This window comes from Ruegeria aquimaris, assembly GCF_025751555.1.
GTDB lineage: Bacteria > Pseudomonadota > Alphaproteobacteria > Rhodobacterales > Rhodobacteraceae > Ruegeria_B > Ruegeria_B aquimaris.
On sequence record NZ_JAOWLB010000039.1, the window covers coordinates 1 to 15,308 of the forward strand.

The 15,308-nt window shown below is 62.2% G+C and carries 17 protein-coding genes; 7 read left to right on the forward strand and 10 right to left on the reverse strand.

All coding sequences use genetic code 11. The annotated features are described in order from the left end of the window. The first annotated feature begins 418 nt into the window (after window positions 1–418). The gene (locus tag OE747_RS23910; RefSeq protein WP_263830950.1) at window positions 419–1,582 is read left to right on the forward strand and encodes an AMP-binding protein; all 1,164 of its coding nucleotides are present in this window, start codon (window positions 419–421) and stop codon (window positions 1,580–1,582) included. Further along, on the forward strand, window positions 1,579–2,685 hold the full coding sequence (locus tag OE747_RS23915; RefSeq protein WP_263830951.1) for a thiolase family protein: 1,107 nt from the start codon (window positions 1,579–1,581) through the stop codon (window positions 2,683–2,685). Before OE747_RS23910 ends, OE747_RS23915 begins: the two co-directional genes overlap by 4 nt. On the opposite strand, the gene OE747_RS23920 is transcribed toward OE747_RS23915, so the two are convergent. The 5 genes from OE747_RS23920 to OE747_RS23940 form a co-directional block, all read right to left on the reverse strand. Beyond that, window positions 2,676–3,278, reverse strand: coding sequence for an MOSC domain-containing protein (locus OE747_RS23920; protein ID WP_263830952.1), 603 nt, complete (start codon window positions 3,276–3,278; stop codon window positions 2,676–2,678). The genes OE747_RS23915 and OE747_RS23920 overlap by 10 nt on opposite strands. Then, a complete protein-coding gene (locus OE747_RS23925) occupies window positions 3,268–3,825 on the reverse strand; it encodes a biotin transporter BioY (protein ID WP_263830953.1) in 558 nt (185 codons plus the stop codon). Before OE747_RS23925 ends, OE747_RS23920 begins: the two co-directional genes overlap by 11 nt. 1 nt (window position 3,826) lies before the next feature. Beyond that, entirely contained in the window at window positions 3,827–4,441 is a 615-nt protein-coding gene (locus OE747_RS23930; RefSeq protein WP_263830954.1) for an energy-coupling factor transporter transmembrane component T, read from the reverse strand. Further along, complete coding sequence (locus OE747_RS23935) at window positions 4,416–5,138, reverse strand: energy-coupling factor ABC transporter ATP-binding protein (protein ID WP_263830955.1); 723 nt, start codon at window positions 5,136–5,138, stop codon at window positions 4,416–4,418. Before OE747_RS23935 ends, OE747_RS23930 begins: the two co-directional genes overlap by 26 nt. 325 nt (window positions 5,139–5,463) lie before the next feature. After that, window positions 5,464–5,805 carry a transposase gene (locus OE747_RS23940; RefSeq protein ID WP_404818356.1) on the reverse strand — a complete coding sequence of 114 codons (342 nt, stop codon included), beginning with the start codon at window positions 5,803–5,805 and terminating at the stop codon, window positions 5,464–5,466. Between the two features lie 303 nt (window positions 5,806–6,108). On the opposite strand from OE747_RS23940, the gene OE747_RS24695 reads away from it, so the two are divergent. After that, window positions 6,109–6,408: an IS630 transposase-related protein gene (locus OE747_RS24695; RefSeq protein ID WP_404818357.1), complete on the forward strand. Its 300-nt coding sequence runs from the start codon at window positions 6,109–6,111 to the stop codon at window positions 6,406–6,408. 121 nt (window positions 6,409–6,529) lie between these two features. After that, on the forward strand, window positions 6,530–7,144 hold the full coding sequence (locus OE747_RS24700) for a transposase (protein ID WP_404818358.1): 615 nt from the start codon (window positions 6,530–6,532) through the stop codon (window positions 7,142–7,144). A 217-nt stretch (window positions 7,145–7,361) separates the two neighbouring features. Here OE747_RS24700 and OE747_RS24630 read toward each other — a convergent pair whose 3' ends face one another. From OE747_RS24630 to rplS, 5 genes are all read right to left on the reverse strand, one after another. Further along, window positions 7,362–9,227: a calcium-binding protein gene (locus OE747_RS24630; protein WP_318527339.1), complete on the reverse strand. Its 1,866-nt coding sequence runs from the start codon at window positions 9,225–9,227 to the stop codon at window positions 7,362–7,364. A 117-nt stretch (window positions 9,228–9,344) separates the two neighbouring features. Continuing rightward, on the reverse strand, window positions 9,345–9,557 hold the full coding sequence (locus OE747_RS23965) for a calcium-binding protein (RefSeq protein ID WP_263830956.1): 213 nt from the start codon (window positions 9,555–9,557) through the stop codon (window positions 9,345–9,347). A gap of 138 nt (window positions 9,558–9,695) precedes the next feature. Then, window positions 9,696–11,528 carry a matrixin family metalloprotease gene (locus OE747_RS23970; RefSeq protein WP_263830957.1) on the reverse strand — a complete coding sequence of 611 codons (1,833 nt, stop codon included), beginning with the start codon at window positions 11,526–11,528 and terminating at the stop codon, window positions 9,696–9,698. A 165-nt stretch (window positions 11,529–11,693) separates the two neighbouring features. After that, complete coding sequence (gene rpmE / locus OE747_RS23975) at window positions 11,694–11,915, reverse strand: 50S ribosomal protein L31 (protein ID WP_093028560.1); 222 nt, start codon at window positions 11,913–11,915, stop codon at window positions 11,694–11,696. Between the two features lie 11 nt (window positions 11,916–11,926). After that, complete coding sequence (gene rplS / locus OE747_RS23980) at window positions 11,927–12,310, reverse strand: 50S ribosomal protein L19 (RefSeq protein WP_164131340.1); 384 nt, start codon at window positions 12,308–12,310, stop codon at window positions 11,927–11,929. 393 nt (window positions 12,311–12,703) lie between these two features. Here rplS and OE747_RS23985 point away from each other — a divergent pair, with 393 nt between their 5' ends. The 3 genes from OE747_RS23985 to OE747_RS23995 are packed head-to-tail and all read left to right on the forward strand — an operon-like array spanning window position 12,704 to window position 15,179. Beyond that, window positions 12,704–13,522, forward strand: coding sequence for a glycoside hydrolase family 25 protein (locus tag OE747_RS23985; RefSeq protein ID WP_263830958.1), 819 nt, complete (start codon window positions 12,704–12,706; stop codon window positions 13,520–13,522). A gap of 41 nt (window positions 13,523–13,563) precedes the next feature. After that, on the forward strand, window positions 13,564–14,364 hold the full coding sequence (trmD, locus tag OE747_RS23990; RefSeq protein WP_263830959.1) for a tRNA (guanosine(37)-N1)-methyltransferase TrmD: 801 nt from the start codon (window positions 13,564–13,566) through the stop codon (window positions 14,362–14,364). Window positions 14,365–14,387: 23 nt separating this feature from the next. Next, window positions 14,388–15,179 carry a TylF/MycF family methyltransferase gene (locus OE747_RS23995; protein ID WP_263830960.1) on the forward strand — a complete coding sequence of 264 codons (792 nt, stop codon included), beginning with the start codon at window positions 14,388–14,390 and terminating at the stop codon, window positions 15,177–15,179. The last annotated feature ends 129 nt before the right edge of the window (window positions 15,180–15,308 follow it).

Sequence of the window (15,308 nt, forward strand, 5' to 3'; positions counted from 1 at the left end):
GAAACCATCGTCCAGATGGACCAGAGGCCAGTCATGCACTAACAATCAAGTTGGACCAGTCAGATCAGGCCATCCACGGCCCCCACCGGATTTGCCCCGAGCGCATTGGAACAGGCCGCCCTCTAATGGTCGACCGTTTCAATAACCGCTGCCTGCTGGACCCCAGCGGGAACATCCCTCCAACAGGGGCCAAAGCAAGCTAGCGCCCAACACTGGGAGCTCGGACCACGACCGTGCAACTTACATCAACCAGCCTCCGGAAAACCTGCAGCGGATCAGTTTGCAGCAAACGGCTTCTTCCTTGAACCGCGTCAATAAAGCCTAAAGCGACAATGTTCACAGGAACATTCTTGTTGGATAGATCCATGCTGTTGAGTAACTGATTGCAACACGAGGGCCGGAAAGGACACAATCCACCGTGGCAAAGGACAGGGATAATTTTCAGATCGCGCCGACTGCCCGCATCCTGACCCCGGACGCTGCTGGAGCGGCATGCCTCGAACGCTGTCTGAGAGATCAGGCTTCTTTCCGATCCAGCCCGCTGGCCGATACCCCGTTACAGAAAAAGCCCGACAACCCACAGCGGGTCTTCTGCGAAAGCTCAGGCTCCTCGGGCGCCCCGAAACTGATCCGCCGCAGTCCAGCCAGCTGGCTGGATAGCTTTGATATCAACGAAACGTTGTTCGGGATTTCACCGCAGGATACATATGCCGTATTTGGCCATCTGGGTCACTCGCTCAGCCTTTTTGCCGCGGTCGAGGCCATGCATTTGGGATGCAGGCTGGCCATCCTGTCCGGGCAAACACCAGCCCGCCAGGCCCAGGCCCTGCGGCAGCATGGGGCCACGATGATCTATGCCACACCCAGCCAACTGCGCCTTGTCATCTCTGCAGACCCAAACCCATTTGCCGAGATAAGGAGTATCATTTGTGGCGGTGGCACTCTGGACAGCGCCCTGCGAAAAATGCTGGCAGACCGCTTTCCCTCGGCGCGTGTGTTGGAATTCTTTGGCGCATCGGAGACGAGTTTCATCTCTCTGTCCGACGATCAAACCCCTCTGGGATCAGTGGGCAGACCTTATCCGGGTGTGGAGATACGCATCGGGGATGGCTGTGCACCCGGCGAAACCGGGGAGATCTGGGTCAAAAGCCCCTACCTGTTCGAAGGATACGAAGAAGGCAACAGCGCCCTGACAAACTGGGATGGCGGTTTCTTGTCAGTCGGAGAGATGGGACAGATCGACAACAACGGCTACCTGTACTTGCGCGGGCGGCGCAGCCGGATGGTGACAGTGGCGGATCAGAACGTCTTTCCCGAGGCCATCGAGGCGGTGCTGCTGGCGCAGGACGGTGTCGAGGCGGCGGCGGTGCTGGCGTTGACCGACCCGAGACGCGGGCACCGGATCGTTGCCGCGATTCAGGGCGGTGCGGCAGACGCAGCATTGCGCCGGGCCTGCCGTGCGGCGCTGGGGGACGCGGCGGTGCCGAGGGAGATTCGCAGACTTTCGCAGATGCCGTTGCTTCCAGCCGGCAAGCCGGATCTCCAGCGGCTGGAATCAATGTGGCCGGAGAGCAGTGTTTGACCCGCAGCTACATCATAGCTGCCTGCCGCAGCGCTGTGGCCCCGAGGAACGGCGCATTTGCAGGTTGCCTGCCGCATGAGCTTGCCGCGCCGGTCATCACCGACCTGCTGCGCCGTGCGGGGGTGGAGCGGGATCAGGTGGAGGAACTGGTGCTGGCCAATGCGTTGGGAGCTGGCGGCAATCCGGCTCGTATCGCAGCCCTGGCATCGGACCTGCCGCAGAGCGTGGGAGGTCTCAGCCTCGACCGGCAATGCGCAGGTGGGCTGGATGCGATAATCCTCGGTGATGCCATGATCCGCGCCGGCCTGCACGACGTGGTGATCGCAGGCGGTGCCGAAAGCTATTCTCGCCGTCCGATCCGCATGCACAGTTTTGCCGATGGACGCCCCCCCGAGGCCTATGAGCAAGCCTCGTTTACCCCCTGGCCCGACCGCGATCCCGGCATGGCCGAAGCGGCCGAAGCCCTGAGCCAACGGCTCAATATCAGCCGGATCGAACAGGACAAATGGGCGCAAGGAAGCCATGCCAAGGCGCGCGCCTCGCTGCCGCATCTGGCCGCCGAAATCACTCCGGTTGCGGGTCTGGGTCAGGACAGTTTCACCCGTGACCTTACCCCGCGCCACTGCGCGCGCGCCAAGACCGTCTGCGGGTCGATCACCGCGGCGAATATGGCCGTGGCCGCCGATGGCGCTGCCTTTGTGCTGATGGTCTCGGAACGCTTTGCGCGTGGGCATTCCGGCCACGCGGTCGCAGTCCAGGCAGGTGCAACGATGGGCGCTGACCCGTTGCAACCCGGTCTGGCGCCGGTCCCGGCACTGGCGAAGGTGCTTGACCAGTCCGGCTTGAAACCAACGGATCTGGTCGCTGCCGAGGTCATGGAAGCCTTTGCGGTTCAGGCACTGGCCTGCCAGCGCGGAGTCGGGCTGCCGGAAGAGATTGTAAACCGGCACGGCGGCGCATTGGCGCGTGGTCACCCCATCGGTGCCTCTGGCGCAATCCTCGCCGTGCGGCTGTTTCATGATCTGGGATCAGGTGGCGGCGCTGGCGTGGCCGCGATCGCAGCGGCTGGCGGGCTTGGCAGCGCGCTTGTTCTTCAAGCCTGATACGAACGCAATTTGCGGATCCGGTCGCTGGCACGTACCTCGCCACCCGCCACAATCCGGCAGAGCACTCCGCGCAGCCGCAGCGGACGGTGTGAGGGATGGTTGATCCAGGCCAGGCTTTCCGCGCCGTAACGGTCCCGCCACTTCGCGCAGCCGGTGTTGAACTTGTCTGACACCTCTACCACCGCGCCGCCGATTTGCAAGCACGTCCCGACAGGCATGTTTGCCTCGGTCAAATCCAGATCCGTTACAATCGTGTCGCCAGGATGCACCGTGTTTTCGCGATCCCTCCAGCACAGGTCCATCACCCGCCTGGACAAGATCGACACCTGAATCCGCGGATCGGGATTGCCATCGGGCAGCTTCAGCCAAGGCGCCTTCAGCCAGCGCTCGCCGTCGATCCCCCCGGCCGCCGACAACTTTAAACTGGCCGGAAACATGCGTTCGCCATAATCAGGGCGGAAGCACAGGCTGTCGATTGCAGCGTCATCTTTGGGAGCGGCCAGAATGTGGGGCAAAGCCGCCTCACATTCCTTGCGGGTCGCAAACGGAAGCGCCGGTTTGGTCACGCGCCGCGCGAACTCAGGCTGCATTGGCGCGCGACAGCACGCTCGAGGGCCGCGCCTTGTACAACGCGCCTGTGATCAGCCCGGCCAAGACGGCCTTGATCAGATCGCCAGGCATGAACGGAGCCATGACGGTCAGAAGCGCCTCTCCCAATCCCGCAGGCTTCATCACCATGTAGTAGGGGACCGCCACCAGATAGAGCGCCCCGATGCCGCCGATCACAGCCGCAACAGCGGCTATCACGGTGACATTTCCCTTCTTCCACTTCTCCATCACCAGCCCCGCCGCGAAGGCTGCAAGCGGGAAACCAAAATAGAATCCCGCCCAGGGGGTGGTGAACACACCCAGACCGCCGCGTCCACCCGCGAGCAATGGCAGGCCAGCCGCAACCAGCACCACGAACAGGAGCACTGCAAGTGCGCCCCGCTTAGCACCCAAGACAGTGCCGCACAGCATTATGCCCATGCTTTGGGCGGTGATGGGAATTCCGCTGGCCAGTGTCAGCTTCGGCACCAGGCCCAGGGCCGCGATCAGCGCTGCAAAAAGTGCAATGAGAACGACATTGCGTTCCATATCAGGTCTCCTTGGTTTCCAGAATGCCACCACGGGCGCGCAATGCTTCGGCCAGGTGGTCGGCATCGTCCAATGCTAGCAGGGTAAAGGGTACAACCACGCGCCATCCCGGGCGACGTGGCGAGCGGGCGCGCCACGCTTCTGACAGGCGTTGCCCGTTTTGGACGAGTGTCGGCAGGATGCGGATCACCAACGCGATCGCAAGCTCGAATGCCCGCGTGCTGAGCCCTAGCCGGCGCAGCGGCGTAGCCAGCCAGCGGATCACCACGATCATTTCGCTGAGCGCAGTGGTCATGGTCGCAAGATTTGCCAGACCGACCGCCGTCAGCAGACGCAACACAATCTCGGCGCCTTCGGCATATGTCGCGGTCACGCCATGCCAGAGGGCGAGGATAGCCAGAAACGGCCACAATACCCGCAGACGCTCCATGCCGGCACGGAAGAATTGCGCTCCCGGCAACGCGTAAAGCGTCACCATACCCGCGAGGGCCGCGGCAAGTAACCGCAAATCGCTTGTCAGAAACAGGGCAAAGGTTGCCGCCGCCAGCGCTGCCAGCTTGGCCCCGGCAGGCCACCCATGCGCTCGGGTTCTAACCGGAGAGGTGAGCGAGATCATCGGCTTTGCCCTGAATGTGCATTGCTTCCTGGTAGACCGACATCACCTCAGCCTGCGGTCCAGCCAGTTGGACCCTGCCCTGGTCGAGCCAGATCAGATGCTCGTATCCGGCCAGATCGGACGGGTCATGGGTGATGTGCAGCAAGCTGCCCTGATACAGCCGCAGATAGCGGTTGAGCTGCGCCTTGGTAGGAATGTCCAACCCGGCAAAGGGTTCATCCAGCACCAGCAGCCTTGGCGCCATGGCTACCACGGACATCAAGCAAACCAGGTGCTTCTGCCCCTGTGACAGGGTGTTGACATAGGTTTGCTTCCAGTGGCCCAGGTTAAACCGCTCCAACACGCTGGCGGTGGCTGAGGCAGCCTCGGCCTTGCCGTATCCCTGCTGCTCCAGCCCAAAGGCGATCTCCTCGCCTACCGTCGGGAAAATGATCTGATGCTCTGGATTCTGAAATAAGATGCCAACTTCTTGCAGCGCTCGCCGCCGGTCTTTGGCCAGATCATGGCCGTTAATGCGGATTTTGCCAGCGGTAGGGGCCGTCAACCCTGCCACCAATCTGGCGAGTGTCGATTTCCCCGAACCATTGCGGCCAACAACGCCGATCCTGCGTTCGCTCAGAGACAGGCTCAGGCGATGCAGAACCTGCTTGCCTTCGATGACGAAATCCAGATCCTGAATTTCAATCCGGCTGGTCACGGCCTCGTTCCTTTGCCTGTTTCCCGTCTGGCGCAGCAAGGCGTTTACCCTTTCTGGCGATCTGGCAGCAAACCAAAAGTGACTGGCCATTTCCCTCGCGCGAACCCATGAACCGTGCACTCTAAAAGCGCAAGCGGATTTGCTGACGGGCCTGGGCTTTGTCGTCCACATTCCGTGTTGGATTCACTGTGTGAATCGACGTTGTTGCAAAAATCAGCGCCTGAGCGGGCAGGCATCTTTCCCCGGCAATTTTGCGCCACGTGCTCGATCTCGGCTGTGCCGAGCGCATTGAAGCGGTTCATGAGGGCAGCACGGAGGATCTCATTCAGGGCGGTGGCCGCCGGACATCCCGCCATCGTCGTCCGTTCTTTCGGATGGGTATGACTGCGGTGCCGCCGCGTTCCAGGATTGCGGTGTGACAGCGGCGGGTGTCAAAGGCGCCCTCTCCAGTCACGGTCCCGATCCGCTCATCGGGCGGTATCTGGCGCAGCAGGTGTGGCGGAATGGGTCTGTCGCCCTTGTCGCTGGAGGTGAGCTCTACCGCGCGGATGTCGCCGGTCGCCGTGCCCATCGCCAGATGCACCTGACGATACCGGCGTCGGCGATGCGTCCATGCTTGCGGGCCAGCCATTCCCATCGCCCAAAGCTTGATCCCGGTGCGATCCACGAGCAGGTTCAGCGCGCCGAGAAACGCGCGAACGACTTCATCTTCGTCTGATCTTGTTGAAGAAACCAGACCGTGAGTTTTCCCCCGAAATTCGGACACTGACATGAGCCACAATTTGCAGTCTGCTGATCTTCGACGAGAAGGAGATCAGAGGCGGGCGATGTTGCGCAAGACCACGTTTTGAGGATTCACTTTTCGAATTCAATTGGTTAGAGTATCTCCGTGCCTGATTGAACCGAGGGAGATTTCCATTCGGGCAGAATTCTGCTTCACCATGGATGCTGGAGAGGCAGGCTAACATCTATGGCTCAGTGGCTTTCGGAAGACCTTCGCATCCGCGTGATCCGTGCTGTTGAGGGCGGTATGTCGCGCAATGGGGCGGCACGCCATTTCGGCGTCAGCATCGCCAGCACGGTGCGCTGGATGGACGACTGTCGGCACACCGGGCGGATCGGGGCACAGCGCGATTTCCTGATGGCAGCCATAGAAGAGGCCCCCGACATCACCCTTGCCAAGTTGCGCGACCGTCTGATCTGTGAGAGTGGCGAAACCTTCGGCGTATCTACGATCCACGACTTTTCTGCCGCCAAGGCGTATCCTTGAAAAAAGACAACGCGCAGGATCGCGAAGATGTGAAGGCGGATCGCGCGGCCTGGGCTCTGTTGCAGCCCGTCTCGACCCCGCAAAGCTAGTTTTTCTCGACGAAACCGGAACTTCGACCGGAATGGCCCGCCTGCGCGGGCGGCGGACGCTGTCGGGGCCCCGCGCCGCATGGGCACTGGAAAACCACCACGCTCGTCGCCGGGCTACGCCTGTGCGGCATCACCGCGCCAAGTGTGATCGACGGGGCCATGCCTCTCGTGACATTCGCCATGCGAATGCACTGCCGGTAACAGATGACGGGTTGTTCACCCTCTATGCCGGGCACTTGCTCGCGCCGACGCTGAGCCCGGGCGATATCGACATTCCCGACAATCTGCCCGCCCATAAGGTCACGCGTGCCCGGACCGCCATCGAGGCCGCAGGCGAAAGCCTGCTGTTCCTGCCCCCATACTCGCCCGACTTCAATCCGATTGAACAGGCCTTCGCCAAGATCAAGGCCCTCCTGCGCAAGGCCGCCGCGCGAAGTGTTGAGGCCCTCGAAACCGCCATCGCCACTGTTCTCGAAGCGTTCACGCCGGACGAATGCGCCAACTACTTTGCAAGTTCCGGGTATGAGCCAAACCGATCCGAAAATGCTCTAACACAACAATGCCCCCTTGGGGTGACCTTGTGGTGCGGCACGAACCTGACCAGTCTGCCGGATCGAAAACGCCCATCTCGCGCCTGTTGCAGGTGAGCGTTTCAAACGCACCGCCGCCGCCCGGCCACTTAACCCCTCTTCAATCAACTTCTGAAACCGCATCCGAAGCGCTTCTGGCAAAGGCGCTGAAATGATCTGTCCTCCCAAAGAGCGCGAATCACAAAACAAGCCTCACGGGAAGCCCAACGATTCAGGTTTTGGGCGGGATGCTCTGTGTGGGGCGCGGATGGTCGGTCGAGGTCGCAGCAGGCAGTCAGGCCAAGAGGTCGAACACGTCCGCCCCGATCTGGAGATTGATCGCGGACTGCCCCGCGCCATCGACCAGCGCCCACATGATCTGACCCGTCGGGCGGTAGATCACGAAAGCCTCCTGCACCGCGTCGTCGCCGGCGCGTTCGCCCTCGGCATTCTGGGTATGGGCGAAGTTCACCTGGAACTGCGCGCGGGTGGCGGAGGCATTGCCAAAGAGCAGAACATCGCCTTCGGCCGCGTTGTAATCCTGCACCCAGTCCGACCCGTGACCCTCGACGCCGACATGAAAGAACTTGTCGGCGCCCGAACCGCCATTGATCCGGTCATGACCGAACCCGCCATTGACGAAGTCATTCCCGGCACCGCCAAAGACCAGATCCGAGAAGGCGGAACCGGTGATAACGTCGTCGCCGTCCTGCCCCTGGATCTCATCGACGCCGAAACCACCGGCGATGGTGTCATTGCCACCCTGACCGAAGATCTGGTCATTGCCGGCACCCGCATCGACGCTGTCATTGCCCTCGCCTGCATAGATCACGTCGCGCAGGTCACCCTCACCCGGGCCGCCGATGATCGTGTCGTCACCATCGCCACCGTTGAGCGTGTCGGCCCCAAGGCCGCCGTCGAGGCTGTCATTGCCAGCATTGCCCAGCAGCCGGTCATTGCCGTTGCCGCCTTCCAGCGTATCGGGTCCGGCGGTGCCCTCTCGGGTTTCGCCCGCATCCACCGGGCGCGGCGGGTTGTCGGGATCGCCGCCCGCGAGCAGGCGCGCGGCGCTGTAATCGCCGCCAAACAGGTCGAAAATCTCGATGTTGCGGTAGACGTCGGTTTCGCCATCCATGGTGATCGTCAGACTGGCGGCACTGCCGCTGACCGTCAGGTCATCGCGCCCAGCCGAGATCTTGGCGATATCGATGCCTGAACCGCCATCGACGGTGTCATTGCCATCGCCGCCGCCGAGCGTGTCATTGCCGTACCCACCGCCCAGGAAATCATCCCCGTCGCGGCCATCCAGACTGTCATTGCCGCCGCCGCCGTTGATCGTATCGTTCCCGCGCCCGGTCCGGATGATTTCGCCCACTGCACCCCCGATCAGGGTCATGTCGGACGCAGAAAAACTGCTGAATTCCTCGATATTGCGCAAGATGTCGTCCTCGGCCAGCGATCCCGAGCTGGGCATGCCGTCGAGACGGACGACAATCTCCTCTCCGTCCTCCACCGTTAACGAAGAGAACGAATAGGAGACCCGGTCATGACCGGGGCCGCCATCCAGCGTGTCGGCACCAAAATCGCCAAAGAGCAGATCATCGCCCGCGCCACCCATGACAAGGTCGTTGCCGGCGCCGCCATTAATATTGTTGCCCGCATCGTTGCCGGTCAGGCGGTCGTCTGCCGCGGAGCCGTAGAGTTCGGTGAAATTGCCGGACAGCACGTCGCCTTCGGCATCGCCGCCCGAGGCCGCGAGGGTGGCGAGGTTGACCGTAACGCCCAGACGTGAGCCGTGGTAGTTCAGCGTGTTGTCGCCGCTGCCTGCGCGGATGGTGTCGGCTCCGGCCCCGCCGGTCAGGTGATCGTCGCCGTCGCCACCGTCGAGCAGGTCATTGCCCGCCCCGCCTTCGAGCCCATCATCGCCGCCCAGCCCGATCAACTGGTCGTTGCCATCGCGCCCCGAAAGGTAATTGCGTTCGTTGTCGCCGCGCAGGATGTCGTCAAAGTTGCTTCCGGCGACACGCGAGAAGCCGACCAGAACATCACCGGTGGCATCGCCGCCACTTGCGGTCGCGGTCCGAAGGTCGATCTGCACCGCCGCAGGGGAACTGTAATAGACCAGCGTCGTCGCCCCGGTACCGCTGGAGCCGCTGGTCATATGGTCGGCCCCCGGCCCACCTTCGGCAATTGCACCGCCCGAGATGCTGTCATTGCCGGGGCCGCCGTAGTTACGGGAATAGATCGTGCCGACGATGGTGTCGTTGCCTTCTTCGCCTTAGACATCGTCGCCATTACCGAATGCGCCGGGCTCTTCGGGCAGCAGCAGGTCGTTGCCGGGGCCGCCATAGAGGTCGTCGCTACCATCGCCGCCAAGCAGGCTGTCATTGCCGCCCTCGCCGTGCAGGTCGTCATTTCCGCCCAGACCTTCGACGATGTCCGGGCCGCTGGTTCCGACAAAATCGTCGTTCTCTTCGGTCAGCCGAACCATCTTGTGACCCCCAGGGATTAAATCAAGACCGGTCGCTTTCCAACTCGGGCAGCCGCAAATTCGTTGGTGGCAGAAATCTTCCGGTCAAAATATTCTTGAAACAATTGGGGGCAAGTGTAATCCGAAAACCCTGCGCCGTCACTCCAGCAAATCGAAGAGGTCGGCGCCGATTTGCAAGTTGATCGCTGACTGCCCCGCGCCGTCCACCAGCGCCCACATTATCTGACCCGTCGGACGGTAGATTACGAATGCCTCTTGCACCGCGTCGTCGCCTGCGCGTTCGCCCTCGGCATTTTGGGTGTGGGCGAAGTTCACCTGGAACTGCGCACGGGTGGCTGTTTCGTTCCCGAACAACAGAACATCGCCTTCGGATGCATTGTAATCCTGCACCCAGTCCGAGCCGTGGCCTTCGACGCCAACATGGAAGAACCTGTCGGCGCCAAGACCGCCGTTGATCCGGTCATGACCGAAGCCGCCGTTCACAAAGTCATCGCCCGCACCGCCATAGACGAGGTCAGAAAAGCTGGAGCCCGTTATGACATCATCCCCGTCCTGACCCTGAAGGTCATCGACGCCCGCGCCGCCGGCAATGGTGTCATTGCCGCCCTGACCATAGACAAGATCGTTACCGGCTCCGGCATCGACGCTGTCGTTGCCTTCGCCCGCATAGACTACATCGCGCAAGTCATTTTCATCGCCGCCGCCGGTGATGGTGTCGTCGCCGTCGCCGCCATTGAGCGTGTCGGCGCCATTGCCGCCCACCAGTTCGTCATTGCCGTCGCCACCAAGAAGCAGGTCGTTGCCATAGTCTCCGACCAGCGTGTCATTGCCGCCCGCGCCGTCGAGCCGGTCGTCGCCCACCTCGCCCGTCAGGCTGTCGTCGCCAACCGTGCCGGTGCGGTCCACCGAAGGCCGCAGATCGGCAACCGCAACGGTCTGGTCGCTGAATTCCAACAGTTCGATGTCGTCCAGCTCGGTGCGGTAGCGGGTGCTGCCGCGCCCTTCGGTATTGGTGACGATCACCTGATCGGCAATGAATTCGATGGTGGCCAACCCGTATCGGGCATCAAAAACCGCACGGTCATTGGCGCCGGTGCCGCCAAAGATTCGGTCATCCCCCGGCCCGCCAAACAGGCGGTCGTCCCCGGCGCCGCCGTAGAGCTGGTCGTTCCCGGCCTTGCCCCGCAGGTCATCATCGCCGTCGTGGCCAAAGAGGATGTCGTCGATCTCGAACCCATTGAGCAGGTCGGCGCCCGTGGTGCCCTGTTGCTCGACCGCGGTTTCGGTCGCGTTCCAGAACGCGTTGGGACCGGTCGTGCCATAGAGGTACCGGATCGCCTCGAAATCCACGCTGCCTAGGGTGGTGGTGCTGCGCGGGCGGTCATAGGACATCACGGTGAAGGTGCCGTTGTCATGCCCGGGAGTAATGGTTGGACCGCTTTCGAACGGGTGTTTCAGGCCCAGGGCGTGGCCGATCTCGTGCAGCAGGATCGAGTAACCCCGGATCCCCGGCGCGATGGTCGAGGCCGCTGCTGCGTAGTAGTCGGCATTCATGAAGATGTCGCCGCCGACACCGAGATACTCGTTCTGCAACAGCCTTTCGCCCAAGCTGTTGGTGACGCTATAATAACTGGGATAAAAGCCGTAACCGCTGAGCGGATTGCCGACCGAATTGGTCAGCCCGGTCATGTCACGCATGGAAAATGTGATCTGCCCGCCGATCTCCGAGGGCACCTCGACAAAGGTCAGCCCGCCTGCATTGCCCCAGGTTTCCAGCGCCGTGCGCACATGAGCGCGATGCTGTGCGCCGAAGCTCTGGAAACCGGGAATGGATTCGCTGTGGTAGTCGGGCAGGACATCGGGAAAGCTGAAGGTGACGGCGGTCGGCGTGCCCAGGGGTGAGTCCACATTCCAACGGCGCAGGGTGTTTTCATCGCCGATAAGAGAGAGCAGGTCACGGGAAACAGGCACGGGCATTATCCTTGGAACTGGTACCGGGTCAGTGAAGCACAGGAGGCGTAGCGGGGCAACGATAACCGGTCCAGCACCGGGACCGGTGCCAGGTGCCCTGCCTGACGGGCGAAAAAGAAAACGCCGCCCCGAGGGACGGCGTTTCTGTTGCCAAAGGCGATGGGATCAGAAACCCAGGCCTTCGTATTTCTTCTTGAACTTCGACACGCGGCCGCCGGTGTCCATCAGGCGGGACGAGCCGCCGGTCCAGGCCGGGTGCGAGGAGGGGTCGATTTCCAGCGACATGGTATCGCCTTCCTTGCCCCAGGTGGATTTCATCTGGATGACGGTGCCGTCGGTCAGCTTGACGTCGATCAGGTGGTAGTCGGGATGGATGTCTTTTTTCATCTTTCCGGTCCTTACGCTTCGGCGTCAGCCTTGGGCTTGTAGTTTGCGACTTCGGCGATACGGGCCGATTTGCCACGGCGCGAACGCAGGTAGTACAGCTTGGCGCGGCGCACGCGGCCACGGCGCACAACGGTGATGCTGTCGATGTTGGTCGAATAGAGCGGGAACACACGTTCCACACCTTCGCCGAACGAAATCTTGCGGACGGTGAACGAGCCGGCGATGCCGGTGCCGTTCTTGCGGCTGATGCAGACGCCTTCGTAGTTCTGCACGCGCGAACGGGTGCCTTCGGTCACCTTGTAGCCGACGCGGATAGTGTCACCGGCCTTGAAGTCGGGGATGTCTTTCCCCAGGGCGGCAATCTGTTCCGCCTCAAGCTGTGCGATCAGATCCATCGCAGTTTCTCCTATATGCTCGTGGTTTTTCCACGAAGATGTATGCGTCCCAAGAGCTCGTGGTCTTCTACCGAGTCCGCCGTGGCGCCCGCCCGAGATCAGGTCGTCTGAATTTTACAGCCTGGGCCGGTTGCGCCCGGGTATCCGGCGAAGAAGCCGGCAGGGCATACGCGAACAGACCAAGGGTCCGGCGACGCAGAAGCGATTCCAGACCGGCATCGTTTAGGCAGTTTCGGCGGCGGGATCAAGCGAAAGCATCGGTTTTTGTGCGGTATCCTGTGGCGCGGCGGCATTTTCCGCCGATGCGCGCGGTGCCGGTTGTCATTGTCATTGCGCGCCTCACATAATTGGCTCAGAACTCCGTTTCGTTCGTTTTGCCGATTGTGAGAATTCATGTCCCGCCTTTTCCGTTTCCTTATTGTGTTCTTCCTTGCCGGACTGGTTCTGTCCTGTGGCCGCCGCGCGCCAGAACCCGAACCGGTTGCCGGTCCCGACCCGTTTGCGCAGGAGCTGGCGCAGATGACCGTCTATCCGAAGTTCGGCGACGCCGACCCGCATGAATGGGAGGGGCGGGGGCCGACCTCTTACCCGGTGCATGGCATCGACGTATCGCGCTGGCAGGGCGATATTGACTGGCCGACTGCCCGCGCGGCGGGGGTGAACTTTGCCTTTATCAAGGCGACCGAGGGCGGCGACGTGGTCGACCCCAAGTTTGCGGCGCACAGGCGCGGGGCGCAGGCGGCGGGGGTTCCCTGGGGCGCCTATCACTATTTCTATTTCTGCCGGCCGGCGGAACAGCAGGCGCGTTGGTTCATCCGGCATGTGCCGCGCGGTGCGGACCTGCCACATGTGCTGGACATGGAGTGGAACCACCTGTCGCGCACCTGCCCGCTGCGGCCCGACGGGGCCAAGGTGCGGGCCGAGGCGCGCAAGTTCCTTGACATTCTCGAGGCGCATTACGGGCGGCGACCGATCATCTACACGACCGTCGATTTCTATCGCGATACCGGGATTGGGCAGGTGCGGGGAACGGAGTTCTGGCTGCGCTCGGTTGCCGGGCATCCGCGCCAGGTCTATCCCGGCGCATACTGGACCTTCTGGCAGTATACCGGCACCGGGCTGATACCAGGGATCAAGGGCAAAGTCGACATCAACGTGTTCCGCAGCGCGCCCGATATCTGGCTGCGCTGGAAGGCAGGGCAGATCGGCTGAGGCGCTTCCCTCGGCCCGCGCCTTGCCCTATGACAGCGGCCATGAGCAACGCACCCACCCGTTCCCATGGCCGCAAGGCCATCCGCCCAACGCTGCAACCGCGCGAGTTGATGACACCGACGCCGGAATTGCATGGCGTCTGGCAGGCGCGGATCATAACCCTGTTTCCCCAGGCCTTTCCCGGCGTGCTGGGCGAGAGCCTGACCGGCAAGGCGTTGCAGGACGGGTTGTGGCAGCTGCACACCACCGACCTGCGCCGGTTCGGGGTAGGCAAGCATCGCAATGTCGATGACACCCCGGCGGGTGGCGGCGCGGGCATGGTGCTGAGACCCGATGTGTTGGGCGCGGCCATCGAGGCGACGATGCAGGGCTCCGGCGGCAACTGGCCGCTGATCTATCTTTCACCACGCGGACGGCCCATGGACCAGGCCCTGATGCAATCGCTGGCGCGCTGCGACGGGGTCACCTTGCTGTGCGGACGGTTCGAAGGTGTCGACGAGCGGGTGCTGGAGCATTACGGCATCCTTGAGATCTCGCTGGGCGATTTTGTGATGACCGGCGGCGAGATCGCGGCGCAGGCGCTGATCGACGCCACCGTTCGGTTGTTGCCAGGTGTTCTGGGCAACCAGGCCTCGACCGAGGAGGAAAGCTTCTCCTCGGGACTGCTGGAGCATCCGCAATATACTCGCCCCGCCGAGTGGAAGGGCCGGGAGATCCCCGAGGTGCTGATGTCGGGGCATCATGGCAAGGTCGCCGAGTGGCGCCGCCAGATGAGCGAAGAGATCACCAAGGCGCGTCGCCCGGACCTGTGGGAGAAGCATGTCGCAGCCCGCGACGATTGACATTGCCAGCAGCCTTGGGCGCTATGAGGCAGCGATTTCAGGCAAAGGACGTCGAGCAGGTGTTTTACGGCAAGCTACAGGGCGAGAATGCGGAGCGGTTCAGGGCCGCGTTGAAAACGTTGCAAGAGGTATTCGGCCCGATCTACGCGTCCGACAACCTGATCGGGTTGCAACGGGCGGGCGGGTTTCGCGAAGACAAGAAATTTGTCGAGACCCTGCGCCGCAATGCGGAAACCCAACAGGAGCTGTCTATCGCCTGGCGCCTGCACACCCTGCTGTGGGCGGCGCAGAACGTGCTGCACCTGCCGGGCGATTTTGTCGAATGCGGGGTGTGGAAAGGGTTCAGCTTTGCCTTCCTGACCGACTATCTGGAGTTCTCTAGGATCGACAAGGTGCTGTACCTCTATGACACCTATCAGGGCATTCCCGAGGCGATGAACTCGGAAAAGCGCTCGAACCGGGTGTACGAGCAGGACATTGCCAGTGATCCGGACGCGATCCTGAAGGTGGTGCAACGCCGGTTTGCCAATGTACCGAACACACGGATCGTGCAGGGCATGGTACCCGACAGTTTTGCACAAGAGTGCCCCGAATGGATCTCGCTCCTGCATATCGACATGAATTCGGCCGCATCCGAGATCGCTGCGCTGGAGGTGCTATTTGACAAGGTGGTGCCGGGCGGCATGATCGTGTTCGACGATTACGGCTGGACCGGCTATTCGGCGCAGCGCCATGCCGAAAACGCCTTCATGGCCGCGCGCGGGCACACGGTACTGGAAATCCCCACCGGGCAGGGGCTGGTGATCAAGCACTAAAGCCTACGACCTTTAACCTGGGACATATCCTGCAGCTTTGAAGTAGTTCGAGCTGAGAACGGCGGTGCAAAAGTCTGCCACGGTAGCGGCGGGATAGGCCTGCTGCGGGCGGTGTAAAAACCGGCCACT